This window comes from Caballeronia sp. EK (assembly GCF_014384845.1).
GTDB lineage: Bacteria > Pseudomonadota > Gammaproteobacteria > Burkholderiales > Burkholderiaceae > Caballeronia > Caballeronia jiangsuensis.
Window position 1 is genome coordinate 9,124 of record NZ_JACSUE010000034.1, and the last position, 18,250, is coordinate 27,373.

At 57.1% G+C, this 18,250-nt stretch carries 12 protein-coding genes; 7 read left to right on the top strand and 5 right to left on the bottom strand.

Annotated features, from left to right (window positions below; translation table 11 throughout):
• Positions 1–186 precede the first annotated feature (186 nt).
• Positions 187–378 (bottom strand): hypothetical protein, encoded by a 192-nt coding sequence (locus IAG25_RS39705; RefSeq protein ID WP_035505920.1) that lies wholly within the window; start codon positions 376–378, stop codon positions 187–189.
• 779 nt (positions 379–1,157) lie between these two features.
• On the opposite strand from IAG25_RS39705, the gene IAG25_RS39710 reads away from it, so the two are divergent.
• Positions 1,158–1,541, top strand: coding sequence for a GNAT family N-acetyltransferase (locus tag IAG25_RS39710; protein WP_222946860.1), 384 nt, complete (start codon positions 1,158–1,160; stop codon positions 1,539–1,541).
• 392 nt (positions 1,542–1,933) lie between these two features.
• Here the strand turns inward: IAG25_RS39710 and IAG25_RS39715 are convergent, their stop codons facing one another.
• From IAG25_RS39715 to imuA, 4 genes are all read right to left on the bottom strand, one after another.
• The gene (locus tag IAG25_RS39715) at positions 1,934–2,191 is read right to left on the bottom strand and encodes a hypothetical protein (protein ID WP_187609723.1); all 258 of its coding nucleotides are present in this window, start codon (positions 2,189–2,191) and stop codon (positions 1,934–1,936) included.
• Positions 2,192–2,454: 263 nt separating this feature from the next.
• Positions 2,455–5,604 (bottom strand): error-prone DNA polymerase, encoded by a 3,150-nt coding sequence (locus IAG25_RS39720; protein ID WP_187609724.1) that lies wholly within the window; start codon positions 5,602–5,604, stop codon positions 2,455–2,457.
• 12 nt (positions 5,605–5,616) lie between these two features.
• Complete coding sequence (locus IAG25_RS39725) at positions 5,617–7,080, bottom strand: Y-family DNA polymerase (RefSeq protein ID WP_187609725.1); 1,464 nt, start codon at positions 7,078–7,080, stop codon at positions 5,617–5,619.
• On the bottom strand, positions 7,004–7,717 hold the full coding sequence (gene imuA / locus IAG25_RS39730; RefSeq protein ID WP_187609726.1) for a translesion DNA synthesis-associated protein ImuA: 714 nt from the start codon (positions 7,715–7,717) through the stop codon (positions 7,004–7,006). The genes IAG25_RS39725 and imuA overlap by 77 nt, the downstream gene beginning before the upstream one ends.
• Before the next feature lie 655 nt (positions 7,718–8,372).
• Here imuA and IAG25_RS39735 point away from each other — a divergent pair.
• From IAG25_RS39735 to IAG25_RS39760, 6 genes are all read left to right on the top strand, one after another.
• Positions 8,373–8,813 (top strand): hypothetical protein, encoded by a 441-nt coding sequence (locus tag IAG25_RS39735; RefSeq protein ID WP_187609727.1) that lies wholly within the window; start codon positions 8,373–8,375, stop codon positions 8,811–8,813.
• A gap of 51 nt (positions 8,814–8,864) precedes the next feature.
• Positions 8,865–10,685 (top strand): hypothetical protein, encoded by a 1,821-nt coding sequence (locus IAG25_RS39740; protein WP_187609728.1) that lies wholly within the window; start codon positions 8,865–8,867, stop codon positions 10,683–10,685.
• 110 nt (positions 10,686–10,795) lie between these two features.
• A complete protein-coding gene (locus tag IAG25_RS39745; RefSeq protein ID WP_222946862.1) occupies positions 10,796–11,869 on the top strand; it encodes a hypothetical protein in 1,074 nt (357 codons plus the stop codon).
• 237 nt (positions 11,870–12,106) lie between these two features.
• Positions 12,107–13,492 carry a DnaB-like helicase C-terminal domain-containing protein gene (locus IAG25_RS39750; protein WP_187609730.1) on the top strand — a complete coding sequence of 462 codons (1,386 nt, stop codon included), beginning with the start codon at positions 12,107–12,109 and terminating at the stop codon, positions 13,490–13,492.
• Between the two features lie 65 nt (positions 13,493–13,557).
• On the top strand, positions 13,558–14,850 hold the full coding sequence (locus IAG25_RS39755; protein WP_187609731.1) for a hypothetical protein: 1,293 nt from the start codon (positions 13,558–13,560) through the stop codon (positions 14,848–14,850).
• Positions 14,851–14,984: 134 nt separating this feature from the next.
• A complete protein-coding gene (locus tag IAG25_RS39760) occupies positions 14,985–17,189 on the top strand; it encodes a hypothetical protein (RefSeq protein ID WP_222946863.1) in 2,205 nt (734 codons plus the stop codon).
• The last annotated feature ends 1,061 nt before the right edge of the window (positions 17,190–18,250 follow it).

The window sequence follows — 18,250 nt, forward strand, 5'->3', positions numbered from 1 at the left end:
CGTACCTTTGCTGCGGGGTTGGAATCAGTTCGTGCAGAGTGGCCACCGACGCTCCTGTCAAAGCGGTCGCAGCACCGCCTGGTCCTCGAATTTGCAGTAGCAGATGCCGTGATATCGAGCGTCGAAAAAAGGCACAAGCGCGCGACGACGAGCAGCATGCAAACGTCCTGCCGAGGCGAACGCGTCTTAATCGACGATTTGTACTTCCATCCCTTGGCGAAGCAGGGCCGCGAGCCAGACGGCCTCTTCCTCATCCTTCGCGAATGTGATGAATTGGTCGCCTGGCCGTTCGGCGTGAGGCAACGCGATGCTCCAGACGCCGCCGCTTTCTTTGCGGACAACGACGCATGGAAAGGCTTGCTGATTTTTTGTGGCCATCGTGCGCCCTCGAAAGCGCCAAACGCCGTCGCGATGTTCGACGGGTCTGCCAGTAATTCGGCCTATTCGGAAGGAAGGACGGATTTTGTTTCGCGACTCGGGCCCGTAGTCGCATCTGCCTTGGAAAAGTGCCATAGCCCCTGTCGCTGCTCACCTGACTTACTGCGCTACCAGACGGACGCGAGTATGTGCGGAAGACTGTAGCCGCCAGGCACGTTTCAACGCGATAGGTCTCGGGCTAACGACGGCAGCCGATGCCCCCGGCATTGCGAGGAGATTTGATGTGCCAGCCGCCGATATCGCAAGTGCGAATGTCTTGCAACGTCGTGCGCGCCTTTAGTGTTCGCACGATTTCTACGCTCTTGACCTGGATGCCGGCTCCGTGTGTTCATTGTTGCACGCAAAACCTCGCCCATACGAGTTTTAAAAATCATTTCTATACTTTCCGACCACGACCGGTGTATTTGACCGGAAAATCTGAAAAGCAAATGCTTGGATTCGGCCATTGTGCTCGCATGGTTACCGCATTGAATTCGACCGGCCGAAAGAGGCGTTGTCCGGCCCAGTTCGACTCGCACTCGGAGCCACGTCAGGTGCCGTCCGAAAAAGAGAAACCTGGAATTCTCCTGCTGACAGGTGTCTGTGGCTCTCTTCTTGCTGTTTGACGGGAACAACCGCCACTGGACATTCGTATGACATCTGCTTCCCTGACTGTGCTCGTTCAACGAGAAGGCATATGGTCCTACGACGGGCGTGTGCTACTCGACGAGATGGCAGCAATGCAAGCCCTCTACTCGGGCGTCAGCGCAAAGTCACGCTTCTCGCAAAGTGAAATAAGCTCTGCCCGAGGGCGTTTTCTTATTGCTCGAACCTTGAAGGGTGAGGCTATTGGTTGTGGGGCATACAGGCGGCTCGATTTCGGTGTCGCTGAGCTCGTCTGCATATATAGTCGAATGCCAAACGCTGGCATCGGAAGAGCTGTGTTGGCGGGACTGGAGTCGAATGCCGCAAAAGCCGGCTACCATACTCTCATGGTCGAAATGTCGAGAACGAACCGGTCGGGAAAGCGGTTCTTCTGGCGCACGGGATTCGAGCCGGCTATTTCCACCAGCGCGGACCTCGACCCGGAGCAGCGCCTTTTTCTCGGGAAAAACGTGGTGTAGCACGCTAGCATCCCGCGCAGCCGTTTCAGGCACAGGTCCTCGACCAATCGAACCAGCAAGGGTCGGCTAATGGCCTTCGAAGCAAGCGCCAATCAGGGTTCCGTAATCACTCTCTGATGTCTCGACAATTTTCCGCATCATCGCGTCCAGTCCCGTGTGGTTGGCTAGTTCGCGGACGAACACGCGAGCAGTGCGCAGAGTGATGGAGTCCGTTCGAGCCTCGGTACCGTCATCCTCTACGAGAAAGTGGAAACGGTGCGACTCTTTGTCCCCACTCTCCGCGGCAGTGTGGGCTGTAATAGTTATTTTCATGGTCAGCCTTCGAGAATGAGAGCTAACCACATTCAGCATGACGCGAGCCTGATGCCGTAGAAACCTCTCATGCGGTTCTTCTAGGCAAAATCTTCAGCTCCTCGTCGCTTGTTCGAGAGGGGCAACTCATCATGCAGCGTCTCTGAGGACTCTTCCGCGGGGAGGAAACGAATTTGAGCTTTTGGGCGTAATTGTCGTGCAAGCGACAGCGCTTCGTCCTGGTCGCTTGCTTCCCTGACAAAGACGCCGTCTTTACGAGGAAACTCTACACGCCAGACCCCGCCTGCGGCAGGTCGAATGATGATTTCGGCGTCATCAGCGCCCTCATTCGTCAACATGTTAACCCCGCCTTCTCCATCTAGTAGTGCTATTTTCCCACGCCAAAAGGGTAAGGTTGATGACTTTCCGCAGCAAGGTGATGTCGGAGATATACAAAGCAAGTTTGACCGACTTTTGTCGATTGCGCCGGCGCACTTAGAGGGCGCGCGGGAGCTTGCTAGCGCAATCTTGCGTGGCAGCTCAAAAATTTAGGAAGAGGCGCAGATGCACTCAATCGGGCGTTGACCAGTTGCCATAAACCGCTTGATTACGCCAATATGTATTAGCAGAAATTGCGGCTCACCGTAGTGAGCCCGCCGAGCAAGTGAGACAGGTCGACGAGTCTCTGCGCAACTAGATGTCGTACTTCGCCTTCGCACTGCCACGTCCCGTACACCGCAAGTAGCGCCGCACCGAGCGCTTCACGCCGAAACTTCTCGAGCAGAGAAGGCCAAATGATGACGTTCACATTTCCTGTCTCGTCTTCGATAGTCACGAACATAACGCCCTTTGCCGTACCTGGCCGTTGACGCACGGTCACGAGTCCGCATCCGCGAGCGAGCCGGCCATTCGGATAGGTCATAAGCGTTGACGCAGGCACAAGACGTTGTTCAAGAAGAGTTGGCCGCAAGAGCGAAAGCGGGTGACGGCCGAGCGTGAGACTCATTGAGTTGAAGTCAGCAATGATGTCTTCCGCTTCGGACGGTGCGCCGAGCGCGGGCGTTCCATCATCTACGCGCGCATCGAGGAGAAGGTCGCGGTCTGGCACAGCGGCGACCGATTGCCAGAGCGCTTCGCGGCGATTGCCAGCCAGTGATGAAAGCGCATTCGCGGCCGCAAGAACCTGGAGGTCTTTCCTGTCCAGCTGAGCGCGTTTTGCCAAATCACTGACGCTTGTGAACACCTGAACTGCTCTTGCGGCTTCGATGCGCTCGGCGGCGCCATCCTTCATTCCCTTTAGCAGAGACAGACCGAGTCTAACTGCTGGCTTCGCTCGAGCATCATGGCACTCGAGAACCGAATCCCAGCCGCAGATTGTGACGTCTGCTGGAAGGACCTTTACGCCGTGTCGTTGCGCATCCTGGATGAGCTGCGAAGCCGAGTAAAAACCAAGCGGCATGCTATTCAGCATCGCAGCGAGAAACGCCTCCGGCTCGTGGCATTTCAGCCAGCTGCTCGCGTAGACGAGCAACGCGAAGGATGCAGCATGACTCTCAGGGAAGCCATACTCGCCGAAGCCATGAATCTGCTGAAAGATTGACTCAGCAAAGTCGCGCTCGTACCCTCGTTCCATCATCCCATTAACGATACGGTCGTAGTAGCGGTCGAGGCCACCCTTGCGTTTCCACGCTGCCATCGCTCGGCGGAGTTGGTCCGCTTCGCCCGGAGTAAAGCCAGCAGCCAGAATGGCGACTTGCATGACCTGCTCTTGAAAGATGGGCACGCCGAGTGTTCGACCGAGGGCGACCTTTAACGCTTCGCTTGGGTATGTGACAGGTTCGATTCCTTGGCGGCGTCGCAAATATGGATGCACTGCACCGCCCTGGATTGGGCCTGGTCTCACAATGGCCACTTCGATGACGAGGTCGTAGAACTCCCGTGGCTTCATGCGAGGTAGCATGCTCATCTGTGCGCGCGACTCAATCTGGAAGACGCCCATCGTGTCTGCGCGAGAAATCATCTCGTATGTGGCGTCGTCCTCAGGCGGGATGTCCTGCATCTCGAACCGCTCGCCACGCTGCTCCGACACGATGTCGAGCGTGCGACGAATCGCCGACAGCATGCCGAGCGCCAGGACATCAATCTTCAGAAGACCGAGCGCCTCCAGGTCATCCTTGTCCCATTGAATCGCCGACCTGTCCGCCATCGCCGCGTTCTCAACAGGAACGAGCCTTGTCAGCTTCCCGCGACTGATGACGAAGCCACCTGAGTGTTGCGACAGATGGCGCGGAAAATTGAGAATTTGCGCTGCCAACGACGCCCACAAATCGATGAGCGGATTCTCGGGGTCTAAGCCAGACTCCGCGAACCGTCGAAGAAGGTCCTGCGAATGGTCGAACCACTGATGTGACTTGGCGACTTTATCGACGATTTGCGGGTCGATGCCGAGCGCTTTGCCGGTTTCGCGAAGCGCGCCGCGCGGACGATACGTCGAAACTGCCGCTGCAATCGCGGCTCGGTCGCGCCCATACTTCCGATAGATGTATTGAATGACCTCCTCACGCCGCTGATGCTCGAAATCCACGTCGATGTCCGGCGGTTCACCACGCTCCTTACTGATGAAACGTTCGAAGAGCATGCTGCCGCGCGACGGGTCGACTTCGGTTACGCCGAGGCAATAACAGACCGCACTGTTCGCAGCTGACCCGCGGCCTTGACACAGGATGTGTTGACTGCGCGCAAAGCGGACGATGTCGTAGACCGTGAGGAAGTAAGCCTCGTACTGGAGCTCGCGAATGAGCTGTAGCTCATGCTCGATTTGCTCTTGAACCGCGTGCGGAATGCCGCCAGGAAACCGGCGATGGCCCCCGATGTAGGTTTCCTGCCTCAGATACGCTTCGTGAGTGAAGCCTTCTGGCACGAGCTCATCCGGATACTCGTATCGAAGCTCATCTAACGAGAAATTGCATCGCTCTAGGATGTTGAGCGTCTCCGAGAGCGTGTGCGGCGGATACAGATTTGCAAGACGCAGTCGCGACCGAAGATGTCCTTCCGCGTTCGGCGCGAGGTCATAGCCACAATCTGCGACGGGCTTTCCGATTCGAATCGCCGTCATCGTATCCTGCAGTGGCTTCCTTGAGCGCACGTGCATGACGACGTTTCCGGTCGCTACGACGGGTACCCGGTATTGGTCCGCCACGAACTCGACGGTACCGCGATGAATGTCGTCCATCGCGCGCTGGTGCAACGTGAGGCCCACCCAGGCGCGTTCAGCAAAAACGTCGTTCATCCACTCGAGTTGCACAGCGAGCGCGTCTTCCTTTGCAGGGAATTCGGGCACCAGGATAGCGAGGCAGTCTGGCATGCCTCTCAAGTGCGCATGTTCTCTCTCGGGCCTTGAGATGTCATGTGGCGTCAGCAGGTACTCGCCCTTGGCTGCCCGCATGCGCCCTAACGTGATGAGCTCAGAAAGATTGCCGTAGCCGTTGCGATTCTGGGCAAGCAGGATGAGTCCAAACGCTGGACTCTTGTCCGCGTTCACAAGCTGAAAGAATGACCCGATGATGAGCGGAAGCTTTTCCTCCTTCGCCTGGACATGAGCGCGGACTACGCCGGCCAGCGAACACTCATCGGTGACGGCAAGCCCCGAATATCCGAGCTGCGAAGCACGCAAGACAAGTTCCTCGCCATGGGAAGCGCCGCGGAGGAAAGAGAAGTTGGTGAACGCGAATAGCTCCGCGTAATCCGGCAACGCCAACGAGGGGAAGTCCACGACGACACCTGCTTACCCGAACAAGCCGTGGAGGAACCAGCGCACTTCTTCCGAAGTTACGCTCGGCCGTTCGCGATAAATCCAGTAGCAGCTTTTGTCGGCCGCCTCGGCGACGTAATAGTCGCGGGTAACCAGTTCGCGGTCATGCCAACCTCCTTCAATGCGCTCGCCAGTTGAAACGAGCTTGAGCGGCGAGCCATAGAACGGTCGATGGTTCTTCACCATGAGGCGAACGGGCTCGTCTAGCAACCAAGTCGGACGCGGCAGTCCTGCCGGCGGTATGGTCGGCTTCGCCTCGTCCTGAACCGGCACCCAACGATTTGCGTGTTCCGGCCTGTGGTCGGAGGTCGGCGCCGGCCGCAACACGTTCTCTGCGCCAAGTCTCGCAACGAGGAGTTCGATAAGGCGGTTGTGGTCTTCGGAAGACCCGCCAGGTTCGGGAAACAGCGAGTCGCTCGGCGGCTCGGCCGGTTCCACTTTGGAAGCAGTCAGTCGAACGGCAAGCACAGCAGCCGGCAGTTCAGTGCGTCCGAGCCGCTCCTTGAGCAAGCGCACGAGATGCTCTTCATGCCAGGTCGGCTCAGCAAGAGCGATTTCAAGAGTGGTGGGCTCAACGGCTTGTCGGCCGCGTTCGTGCTCGAGGGATACAGTGGCGTGTGTCAGCGCGAGTTGCTGCGCGCTCAACCAGCCACAAAGCTGCACGATGAGCCTTCGCGCGGAGAAAAGCACGGCTTCAGCGTGTTCGACTCGGTCGGGCAGTTCGGTCCTCGTGCTGAAGGTCGGTGGTACCTCCAGCCACTGATACAGCTCTGGCGAAAGGCCGTAGGCGCGGTCGAGAGAATCAAGCAAGTCCACACCGCACCTTTTCTTCAGCCCAGCACGTGGGAGGCGCCGGATGTCACTCAATGCTCGGCAACCGAGACCATGAAACCAATCCGAAAACGCGCGAACCTCTTGCACGACTATGAACGGAAGCGCATCGAGATTTCGCTCGAGCGAGCGCATCTTGAGCACGCGGCATCGGCCACGCTTGGCCAGCAGCCATGCGCCTTGCCCTGTCGGAGCGACGCTCGTGCGGGCCGTCACGCCTATCGACTTCACAACGTTTCGCAACTGCGAACAGATACTGCGGATGCCGCCAAACAGACGCAGGCTTGCCGTCACGTCGACTACGATGGTTTCTTCATCGCAAAGAGCAACCTGTGGCGAGAAGCGCAATAGGCCGAAAGCGACTTCTCGCTGCATCTCCCGCTCTCGTTCCACACTTCTGTCGTAGACCGCTGCGTCAGGCGAAAGCGTTGTCACTCCGCCTGGCTTCATTCCTGGGAGCACCCCAGCTTCCCCCGCTACCGAGTCCATCACAATCACCTTGTCGCGCTCCAGCACAACGCACCCGTGCTCAGTCGGCGGTAACCACCGCTGACGGAACACCTCCAGCGAAAGCCGGGGCAGGAAGATGGCGACGAACACGGCCATAAGGGCTGAGCAGAATCGGTGACGGTTGCAGGGCGACGGACAATGTTTCGGTTCGTGTCGGGCCTCGTCGCTTTACAACATCGACGACGAGGCCGCCGTCAGCCGGTCGGACTCCCAGCCGGAGCGTGGCCGGCGATGCGTCTTGAGCGCTGGCCAGCGGCCTGATTAGCACCAGCAAGGTTTCCGTCGCCTGCGCCGCAAGGTGAAGCCGTCGCAGAGCTTCTGCCCGGATGCGCTGTTGCCAGAACACGAGGGCGCCGCAGGTTTTGGCCTGAAGCACGCGCTCGGCGCACCAGAGCGCATCCGCCGTCTTCGGCGCTCGCAGTCTCATCAGCTGGTTCATCGGCAGCCCGAGAAACGAAAACGCCAAGGCGTTAGGAACGTGCGGTGCCTGCAAAAGCACCACTGGTCGTGCGCTCAATTCGGAGAGCGCTGGCCTCAACAACCGCATCTCGCCTATCCCTGGCTGCTGGACGAGCAACTCCACCAACGCTCCCAGTGGCCAGCCGCCGCCGGGCAGCTCGGCGCTCAGGGCCGCATACCCCGTATCGACCGTCCTGCCGTACGCACGGGCGAGCTGAGACCCGCGCCAGAGGCTCGGATGAAGCGACTCAATGTGCTGGGGCAAGGCGGCCATGTCACGCAAACACTGTATATTTATACAGTATCGTAACTCAAAATTCGAAGGAATGAATTGCCCCTTTTAGGTCGTCAGAGGAGATGCGTTTGGATATGCTTGTGCGAAAGCACCCGATGCTGGAGATTGCGGATTTCGTGTCGACTCTGCGGAATGAGTTCGGTGATGCGACGAACGATGATATCCGTGGCGCGCGGCAAGGCGGGCGCGCCGACGTTCTTTGGGCGGGAACACGGCCGCACGGTCGGCGCAAGGTGTTGACGACGTCAATCGTTAGGAGGCTGACGGTAGCCTACGCAACAGACGTTGCGGCACGATGCGACGGTTCATGCTCGACGAGTGCCTCCTCGAGCAGCTAGCGCAACAGATTGCGAAACGGGAGTGAAAGACGTCAGTGTCGCTGTTCGGCAGAGCGAGATGCAAACGCCGTTCACCGGCGAGACGACAACCACGCAAGCACGACCGTTCAGAAATCGATGGAGTTGTGCAAGACCCGCTCTGCCAGGCGCGGCGCCGCCGAATCCGCAAATCAACACGTACAGGATTTCCAAACATATAGGCGTAGAAAAAACAGTTCCAATCAGTTGATTTTCAATGTTGAAAAAGCGCATTCGCGGCCTATGCTTTTTCAGGTCACCAATAAAGGCGAACTGCCATGACCCGAGCCGAGGTTGAAGTGGTCGAGATTGTCGTCGAGGCGGATTCCCCCAGAGAGTCCGAGTTGCTTGCCAACGATTTGCTTACGCATCTGCAGGCGACTGTTGAGCACTTCGAGCCGCGCCGGACGAAGCGAGACCCGACGACCCAAAGCCTCGGCGCCGTCCTTCTGATTGTCGGGCCGATACTCGCAGAGATGGCGGGCGTTATGTTGTACGAGGCGGCAAAAGACCTCGCTCGGCAGATTGCCGTCTGGATGCGAAAGCGGCGTCGCACCGTTGCGATGAAGGACCTGGCGGGCGAGACCCAACAAAGCAATCTCAGCCCGGAGGATGCCGAGCGGTTAATTCTGCAATTTCTGATGCGCAAGTACCCTGAGATTGCGAAAGCCGCGGCGGAACAAGGAGCGGCCGAGCGCGAAAACAAAGGCGTGGCCTAGACGGTCGATGTCCGACTCCTTAGCGAGAAGCCACATTTAGAGGGGTCTGGCATGTCCGAGAAAAAGCCTTCGAAGGATTCGCCGGAAAGCAGGGCGGCTCAGGCGCCCACTTTTCAAGGTGAATGGGGGGGCGGGAATTTCCATATGGCGGGCAGGCAGAAGTTGGTCATCAAGACGCGAGAGCCCGTTGAGTCGGGCCAGTTAGCACCTCGACAAGAAACCCGCATTGCAGCCATCCTGCTTGGCGCATGGTCATTTCCCTATCACCCTGGGTTCGGTCAAACACAATCGTTTTTGAATTCCAAGGAAGCATTCAAGGGCTATCTCGTCCGGACCCTGAAAGTTGATGTCATTCTGGACTTGTTCGGTTCCGAAGACTTGCAGCCTGTTCAGCTATCAAAGATTTCGACTTTTATCGACACAGACCTCCGGACTCGATTCGGAACGCTGTCTTCGGTCAACCTAATCGTCTACTACATCGGACACGGATACCCCGCGCGAGAGGACCCTTCCGAGTATTTTCTTGCGCTGGCGTCAACGACGGAAAAACACCCGGATTTCACCTCGCTCGACTTTCGAACCCTCGCGCGTGTCCTGCGGACCGAGGCGAGCACGATGCGCAAGTTTGTGATTATCGACGCCTGTTATGCGGGAATTGCGCTCGGGCATATGGGTTCCGAGGATAATGCGCAATCCATTCTATCGGCAAGGACGAGCGCGGTCCTAGGCGCAACCGAGCGACAGGAGCTGGAGGTCCCGACGCGTGGCACCGCCCTCTATTGCGCGGCAGACAGAGACGCCGCCGCGCTCGCGCCACCAGGCTACGAGTACACGATGTTCAGCGGGGCGCTGCTTCACGTGCTCACGTCTGGCAGCGTACGGTCTAAGGAATTTCTGTCGCTCGACGATATTCACGAGGCTGTATGGGAACATCTATCAGAGCGATACAAGAAGGAGGCTATCCGCCCAGCACTGCACGCTCCGGACCAGTCCGGCGGAAACATTGCCTCTAAAGTCTATCTCTTTCCTAATGCCCAATGGAGGTCGGCGCAAGCGCAATTCGTTCGGGCGGGGGCCATTTTGCTCGGCACTTCAGTTCACCCTGAACGTCCCGACGGTCCAACAGCCGCTCTCCTTCGTGCCACCAAGGCTGCCTTCACCTCTTATCTATCGAACAATCTGGGCGTTGACGAAGTTCTTGATTTGTTTGACGCGCCAGAGCCGGAGCGACGAGTCTTCGAACGAATAGCAGAGTTTTTGAGAGACCGGCTCGTCGCTCATCCCCGACAGAAGCGCGTTCTCATCGTCTACTATGTTGGATACGGTCGGTCCACTAGCGTAAAAGGTGCAAGGGACTATCTTCTTTTCCGACCAGCGGACTACGCGAGTACTCCCGGTTCAGCCGTTTTTTCTTTTCGTGACCTTGCTCACGTACTCAGCGAGTCTGGGCCAGATTTGCAGAAGATTGTGATTGTTGACTCCGGGCAAATGATTTCCGACTTACTCAAGAATTTTGGAGCAGAGGACGGAGAGCTCGTCGCCGTGGGCGAGGAAGCCTTTCTGGAACGTGGTGATGGGCAGGACCAGGAGGGCGGTACAGTGCTCTATTGCACCACTGCTCAGTCGTTCACGCCTAAACCGGGGAGGTCGCTGACCGCGTTTACCGGCGCAGTTCTTCATGCGCTTCTCGTAGGCCGAGCGCATCAGCAACCGTTGTCGTTGGCGGACCTCAATGAGGTAGTCCAAGGCTTACTCAGCGACAGCAAGCTTGGGCCGGTCTTTGCGCCGATTGACGACGCGGGCATTGACGTCTCTCGAAACAAGTCTTTATTTTTATCTATCACGACGCAGTACAGGCGGCGTGCCTTTTGAGCGGCCGGTTCGAGGTGAAAATGCCCGAGGTGTCCCACAACGGTCTGTTTGACGCAATGGGTACCGTCCCGCCATACCCTGAAGCCCTGTCCGCTTGGCGAGACAGGCCAATGTTCTACTCGCCGGCCGAGTGGGACCTGCGACCATCCGCCGGGAAAGATAAGCCGCCACCCTCAGCTGTGGTTGAGACGCCTACTGCGGCAATCCTGCTTGGCGCTTCGGCGTATCCGCAGCATAAGGAATTCGGTGAAACGAAGTCGTTTCTCAATTCGAAAGAGGCCATTAAGCTGTATCTGCGAGATACGCTAAAAGTCTCCTGCATTCTGGACCTCTTCAACGCGCCGGAGCCGGCGTCGGTGCTCCTCACCCAGATGTCTGCTTTCCTGAAGATGGACGTTCACGCGCGCTTCGGTTCCCTCGCCTCCGTGAATCTCATCGTCTATTACATCGGGCACGGGTATCCCGCGAGCAGTGACCCGACCGACTACTACCTTGCTCTGTCGTCGACCACAGATGACCATCCGGAGTTTACTTCATTAGAGTTTCGGTTGCTCGCGCGCTTGTTGCGAACTGAAGCCAGCGAAATGCGCAAATTTGTGATTCTGGATTCGTGCTTCGCTGGCATGGCGTTCATCCACATGGGGAATTCGAGAGCCAACGCGCAAAAAGCACTTTCCGACAGGACGAAGGCGCTGCTGACGACACGCGAGGTCCAGGTCAAATCCGTTCCCACGAAAGGGACGGCGCTTTACTGTGCTGCGGACCGTGACGTGGAGGCGCTCGTGCCGCGCGAGGACCAATACACGATGTTCAGCGGCGCGTTGCTCCACGCGCTGAAAGCCGGGCGGCCCCGCGCCCGACAATACATGTCGATGGCCGACATCCATGAAGTGGTATGGGAACATCTGGAACAGCGGTTCCGGAAAGAGGCGGTGCGGCCGGCTTTGCACGCGCCGGACCAGTCAGGCGGAGACATCGCCAGAAACGTGCTCCTTTTTCCGAATCCGCAGTGGCGCGAGGGGACGGTCGACGAATTCACCGACGAAATTCCAGTGCAACGAACGGCCGGCGATAAAAGCGCGCTGGCAATAGCGATAGCTGCAGTCGCTGTATTCCTGCAGCTCTCACGTGTGTTGGCTCCAACGGAAACTGAGATGTCCAAGGACTGTGACACCGCCTGCTGAAACGCCCTCGCTTCCAATTCGAGAAGCGAGAAGGTGGCAAGTTCGGCGACTCTGATGCTCATAATCATGCCAAGACCGCGCCGTCGGTAGGCGGCCTCCTGCCTGCCATTTACCAATTCTGTGGCGGAAGCTGTCATCATTTCGCAACCGTCCCGCTTCCGGTATCTCACGTTTTCTGCCGCCGTGAAGTCGGGAGGATACTTACCAACAATCCAAGTCAGTGTCCCAAGGACTGCCATGATTGATGAATCTCTCGCGGTCTCTGTCTTTATTAGCTATTCGCACAAGGACGAGCGCTTCAAGGAAAGCCTGGAAGAGCATCTGGCGGTCCTCCTGCGGGCAGGAAAAATTTCGCACTGGTGCGATAGGAAGATTGTCCCAGGCACATCTTGGACGACAGACATTGACCGCAACATTGAGCAGGCGGATGTAATCCTTCTTTTGCTAAGCCCGAGCTTCATTGCTTCCGGGTACTGTTACGAAAAGGAACTGGCGCTTGCTTTGACACGACACGAGGCGGAGAGCGCCGTCGTTATACCTGTCTTCGTGCGCCCGGTCGACCTCACGGACGAGCCAATAATGACTATCCAGGGGCTGCCCAAGGATGCCGTCTCAGTCTCGGAATGGCCGAACGAAGATTTAGCTTGGCGCGACGTATCACGCGGCTTGCGCAAGGTGGTCGATGAGCTCTTGGAACGAAAGAGCAGGAGGCACGAGCCGGTGGAAATGGCCTCTCTACAGGAGACGCTGTCGGAGATGGTCGACGGTATCAACGAGCGATACCAATCAGATAACATTGGGGGCATTTCGTATGGGCTAGTAGACCTAGACCGCGTCACCGACGGCCTCCACCGCGGACAATTGGTCACACTTGCTGCCCGCCCCGAAATGGGACTGACCGATTTGTCACTAAGCGTTTGCGCTTCAGTCGCAGAAATAGGGCTGCCAGTGCTGATATTTAGTACCAAAACGGCCCGAGTTGAAGTGATGAAGCGACTTGTGTCGATTATCGGTCGAATCGCACACCATCGATTTCAGCAAGGTCGGCTCACCGATGCCGACTGGGTCGGCATGACTCACTCAGTAAAGTTGCTTTCCGACGCTCAAATAATGTTCGATGACAGCACCGAACTGGACCTAGACGCATTGCGAAGCCGCTGTCTGTCCGCCAAGACGAAGCTAGGTAATCTGGGTTTGGTCGTGATTGATTCCGTTTCCTACATGACAGCCTCGACCCATGCTGGTCCCCGTGAGGAGGTTATTGCGCGCGGGCTGAAAGCGCTCGCGCGCGAACTGAACTGCGCCGTGTTGGTGACCGCACCAGTTTCGCGTGTCGTAGAGTCACGACCGAACAAGCGACCTATCACTGCGGACCTGAAGAGCTGGCATGAACTCGCTGACGAGTCCGACGTTGTGATGTTTGTTTACCGCGATGAGTTCTACAACTGGGATTCGTCCGACAGGGGGGCCGCTGAATTGATTGTCGCGAAGAATCAGTTCGGCAGTGTCGGCCCACTGAGGGTGTCCTATAAACCGGAGTTCGGACTGTTCACAAACTTCGCTGGTAGCCAATCCGACGAGCCGGATTATGGCAAACCAGGCGCTGATGCCAACCGTCGCTAGGCTACAATTTCGGGCGTAGCAGTGGGTAGGTCACCACGGGGGCAAACTTCGAACAGGACGCGAAGATGAGACTGCCAGAGAGGGATATCGACAGTATCGAGGCTGCAATTTCAACTCTGGGCGACCAAGAGTGGCGTGAACTCGCCGTCCCGATGGCTTCCGCTGGAGTTACCTCATTTTGCGCCGAAGCAGCTTTGCTCCAGTTTGTCGTGACATGGGCACGACACTACCAAAACGAAGCTGTCGCGACCTTCTCGGACATTCGCATTCCCGCAGAAAATTTTGAATCGAGCCTCCAGAAACATCTTGGGCTGCCTTATATCCTGGCCGCCTGGGTGCTCGCTGGCCATCTGCAAGATGGAGACGGCCACGCCCTTAAGCGTCGAGAAGCGAAGGGATACGGCACGTTTCTAGATGCAATGGACAATTTTCAGTTCCATCAGACGCACGAGACAAGCGAGACCCGCGCCAACCTCATGTGTATCCAAGGGAGCAAGCGCGAGTTTATTCGCCCGTTCTACGAGCGTGACAAAGCCACATGGCGAGTGCGACCGGAAGGCGACATCCGTGTTGTGATTCAGGACGTGCTCGCTCACCTTGCAGGAGACTGGACGGCGAAGTATCTACGCGAAGTCTCCGACCCATTAGCGCATCTCGTCAGGGAGCTGGTCGAAAATTCGGACTGGTGGGCGCGAGCTAACCACCACGGAGTTGAATACGACAAAGGCGTCAGAGCGGTAACACTGCGCCTGCGCCAGATTGACGACGACAATGCGCACATGTTTGCAGGCGGAAATTCTCACGTTCACTCGTACCTCTTGCATAGTCTCACGACTCACCCTCGCGTGAAAAGAGACGAGCCGCCGAGTACACACAAAGGCCCCTTGCGAAAGCTCGGCTTCATGGAAGTAACGATGGTTGACTCCGGACCGGGGCTCGCGCGCCGTTGGCTTGCGAGCCGCCCAGAGGCAAAGCGCTCAGTGGACAATTTGGCCGACATCCCGGTGGTCGAAGAGGAAAACGCAATCATCGATTGCTTCAAGAAGTGGCGGACCTCGTCCGGCAACTCGCTTCGTGGCATAGGCTTGTTTAGCATCGCTACTCTCCTAATGAAGCGAAATGGGTTCCTGCGCATACGTACAGGTAGGCTTGCGTACCTTTTCGGAACGCAATCGGCGGTCACTGACATCGATACGCAGTTGCGAACCCACAACTTAGCGACAGACTACGTCAAGCTAGAAGATGGAACACATGTCTTCTTGCAGGAGGGGAAGATGATGTTCTTCCTCCGACCATGGTCGAAACGAGAACTCGGGCCTGTTGAGGGCACTGCTTACTCCATCCTGTTGCCGGTGTGAACTCGATGCTTTTCATTCCATTTTCCGGCCCTACGTCGTTCACAAAGAATTCACTGCTTTTGTTCTTGGGCTCTGATACGCCCGATTGGGCTGAAATTCGAGAGAGCTTTCGAAATTGGTCTGCGGCGAACCCCGTGCCTCCTGAACTCATCGTTCTCGGCAACACGGAGGCTGCGAGGCGGTTGCGTGAAGAGCAAGAGATGCCCGACAGCAACGGCACTTCGTTCGACGTGGTCTCACGGTTGTGCAACGTGTGGCTCTTTGCCTACTCGAGTGGTGGGCGCGTCTACCACGTTGCTAAAGAAAATCAGATGGAGGTTAACGGCCTGCGAGACGTGCTGACGCCGGCGTTTCGGAGCTTCGTAAAGTCGGAGTTTGACCTGGGAAGCATTGTTGCCGCAGCGCCCCAAGGCTTCTATTTCGCCAAACTGTCTAACCGAGTGTCATCCCACTTCATCCGCACGGAAAGCCTACTCAGTTGCACCGCCTCTATCGAGTTCGTCGCTCTTCGACTGTTAGACTCTTTCACCAAGTACTGCGACGGGCTGCCCGAGGCCAAGGTTCGCGTGTTAGTTGATTCAATGGCAATTTGGCCCGTTGCCCAAGCGTTAATTTCAATGCGCAAGGCAATCGACTCCCAACGGCGGTATGTCATCGAAAGCTTCCGCTCCTATGAGGGATTGGAGGAGGTTAGCCTTGACTCTGGTCCAGCTTTCGCCATTATCTCGGCGTCAACTTCTGGCGGCCTTGAGGCTCGCATCTTCGAGATACTTGGGCATCGACACGTCGAGTGTTTCACAGTTCTAGGCCTTGAACCGCGAGAACTACTGGCTGAGAAAGAGGCGGCGGAGCATGGTCGTAAAATTTTGTTTAACTTACCTCGTCGACTGACGGGCCCGTCATCTTTGGCAGGGTTGCGGCCTCAGTTCGAAACCGATGTTGGGGAGATTCCTCCGGGGTGTGAGGCAGTTCGAATCATTGGCGAACGTTTTCTGAGTCAGAACTTCAAGCCAAAATCGGTACGGTTGGCAGCCAAAGCGCTTCCCGCTCCTCGACGAGCTATCCTGACCAAAATCTCCAGCGATAGGGTCGCCCTCGTTGCGCGGCGTCGCCCCGGCGGACAGTCTTTCTGGTCTTTATCTTTCGACACGACTAGACTCGTCGACATGTATTGCGTCGACAACGCCAACGGCGAGTGTTTATTGCGAAGCTGGCTTACCAACTACGCGGCGGCTGGTAATACGGCAGTGGTCTATCCAGTCGACACTCTTGAAAAGGGCCGGCCAGGCGAAGGCGAAGCGAAGCGCATGGCCGAGTTGGCGCGCACACTTCTGACTGAAAAATCGCCCGGGGCCGATATCCGAGTTCTCAATAGCTCTGATTTGGATAGACCGAGCGACGAGATGCGGACGTTCATCCTCCGTGCTAGCGTGGTGGTCGTCGCGCCCATACTCGGCAACGGATTCATTTTCAAACAGATTAGTGCGTCATTGAGGGCGACCCAACCCAAGGGACCGCGTCTATATCTCGCATTAGCTGTTCTCCCTGAGAGCGACGCTAGATTGAAGGAACTGCAGAACGACCTTCAACTCAACGCAGACGATAGTCGATACCAGTTCAAAGCGCGCATCGAACTTCCGATTGGCAAAATTGACCAAGACTTGGACTGGTTCGCCGAGGCTCAGCTCGTAAAGAAGGTGGTGGACGAGTGTTCCGACCAAGATATCGAAGCTCCGGAAGGCTTAAGCGGGCGATTGCTCAGATTCCGAGAAGGAAATGGTCTGCCGGGTCCAATGGCATTCATGCCATCGTACGTTGACAGTCCGCCCGCAATGTCTCCCGGATTTCTTCTGTGGCAACCGTCTCCACCACTCGCGGGAATTGATTTAGGGTCTGGCGTGTTGCTGACAGTTGCGGTGTTCCTCGAGGCGTGCCGCGCTGCTGGGAGCAAGGACAGCGAGACGAGTCTCATCAGTGGGCTATTTCAGCAAACTCTCATCTCGCCTGCGAACTTCACGCGGTTCAACGACCCCGCAATCCAGGCGGCACTACTCCGAGCTGCATACAAATCGGAATTGAACTACTCGGCCAGCCCGGACCTCAGTGGCGATATGCAGAGGCTTATCTTGAGGCTGATGGATTTGCATGACGCGCCGGCAGGAGAGGCATTGCCGGAGTTCATGCTCGCCCTAGCCATGGAGCGCGTGACTCTCGTTCGGGAACACATGAGCGCTATTTTGGAGAAGGCACGAGGTCTCCCGGGCTGGTTGCGTATCCTCGCGGAGGAGCTTCCGGGGTTCCAACCGGTGCGCGAAACGTCCGGAGCGAAGATTGGTTAGCGATTGACAAGCCACCTTAAGCCACCATGGGTTTGTCTCTCAATAACATCGAGATTGCAGACTTTGCTGAATGGACATCTTTTACTACTGGCAGAACCTCGAATCCACCTTGAAGAATGACGAGGTCAGTTAGTACACCCGCATCCAGCCTTCAAAGGGGTAGCGCGCGGGGTGCGATATGCGTTTCAGTTTCGCGGCTTGCAGACTCGGCACTTTGTGTTCATCGTGAGCGCTGGTCCCAAGGCGGAGCCAGTGCCCGCGAACGAAATTGCGCGATGCAAATGGTGCCGTCTAGAGGAATTACGTCACATTGAGGCGAGCATTCCCACCAAAGGGATTGCCGAGATTTTCCTGAGGCAAGCGCGGACCAGCCATCGCGTCACGCTCAAGGATGCCATTGACACGATGGCCGCGTAGCTGAAAGCGCAAACGATGACCGAACTCGACGATGAAGGCCCATGAACAGATACGAGCAGTGCTCGCAATTCTTGCGCTCGGCACCGGCCAGCCTTGGTTATATCAGCCCGACACCGCGGAAGCATAAGGCTTGAATGGCGAGTGCTAGCCAGTAGCGTCGTCACCGGTCCGGCTCGTGGCGGGCGGTTTGCAAGTTGTCGAAATTCATTCAGCGCGCGGACAGTTCGTCGCCGGGCGGCGCATTTTGCTCAATTGACGGGTTTTCTACGGCACAATACTGTATGTATGAACAGTGCATTTCCGTCTTGTTTGTCTCGCCCTCGTGCGTCCGCGCTGAACTGCGGCAGATAAGTCGCGCCGGGCTTGCACGTCAAAAGTACAACGGCCGTTTCCATCGCTGAAAGCTTGGATTTTATCGGACCAAGAACTGGCGATAGCTGCTCAGCCTTATCTGACAAGGCTCGGAGACAAAAGCGCTATGCGACATCTGTAGGGTGCACTGAGGTCGGTGTGCGACATCCGAAGGGTGAACACGTTCCACTTCACCGCATGGGAAGCCTGCTTTTTGCTTCGAGTCTGGCCAAGAATCTTCGAAAACGACATTAGTAGAGTGCACTTCGCGACATCAGTGGGGTAACGGCACA

What these genes read in the sequence shown, in the direction of transcription:
- IAG25_RS39705 (WP_035505920.1), bottom strand. Translation starts at nt 378, where the DNA reads ATGGCCACAAAAAATCAGCAAGCCTTTCCATGCGTCGTTGTCCGCAAA.
- IAG25_RS39710 (WP_222946860.1), top strand. Translation starts at nt 1,158, where the DNA reads ATGCAAGCCCTCTACTCGGGCGTCAGCGCAAAGTCACGCTTCTCGCAA.
- IAG25_RS39715 (WP_187609723.1), bottom strand. Translation starts at nt 2,191, where the DNA reads ATGTTGACGAATGAGGGCGCTGATGACGCCGAAATCATCATTCGACCT.
- IAG25_RS39725 (WP_187609725.1), bottom strand. Translation starts at nt 7,080, where the DNA reads ATGGCCGTGTTCGTCGCCATCTTCCTGCCCCGGCTTTCGCTGGAGGTG.
- imuA (WP_187609726.1), bottom strand. Translation starts at nt 7,717, where the DNA reads ATGGCCGCCTTGCCCCAGCACATTGAGTCGCTTCATCCGAGCCTCTGG.
- IAG25_RS39735 (WP_187609727.1), top strand. Translation starts at nt 8,373, where the DNA reads ATGACCCGAGCCGAGGTTGAAGTGGTCGAGATTGTCGTCGAGGCGGAT.
- IAG25_RS39740 (WP_187609728.1), top strand. Translation starts at nt 8,865, where the DNA reads ATGTCCGAGAAAAAGCCTTCGAAGGATTCGCCGGAAAGCAGGGCGGCT.
- IAG25_RS39745 (WP_222946862.1), top strand. Translation starts at nt 10,796, where the DNA reads ATGTTCTACTCGCCGGCCGAGTGGGACCTGCGACCATCCGCCGGGAAA.
- IAG25_RS39750 (WP_187609730.1), top strand. Translation starts at nt 12,107, where the DNA reads ATGATTGATGAATCTCTCGCGGTCTCTGTCTTTATTAGCTATTCGCAC.
- IAG25_RS39755 (WP_187609731.1), top strand. Translation starts at nt 13,558, where the DNA reads ATGAGACTGCCAGAGAGGGATATCGACAGTATCGAGGCTGCAATTTCA.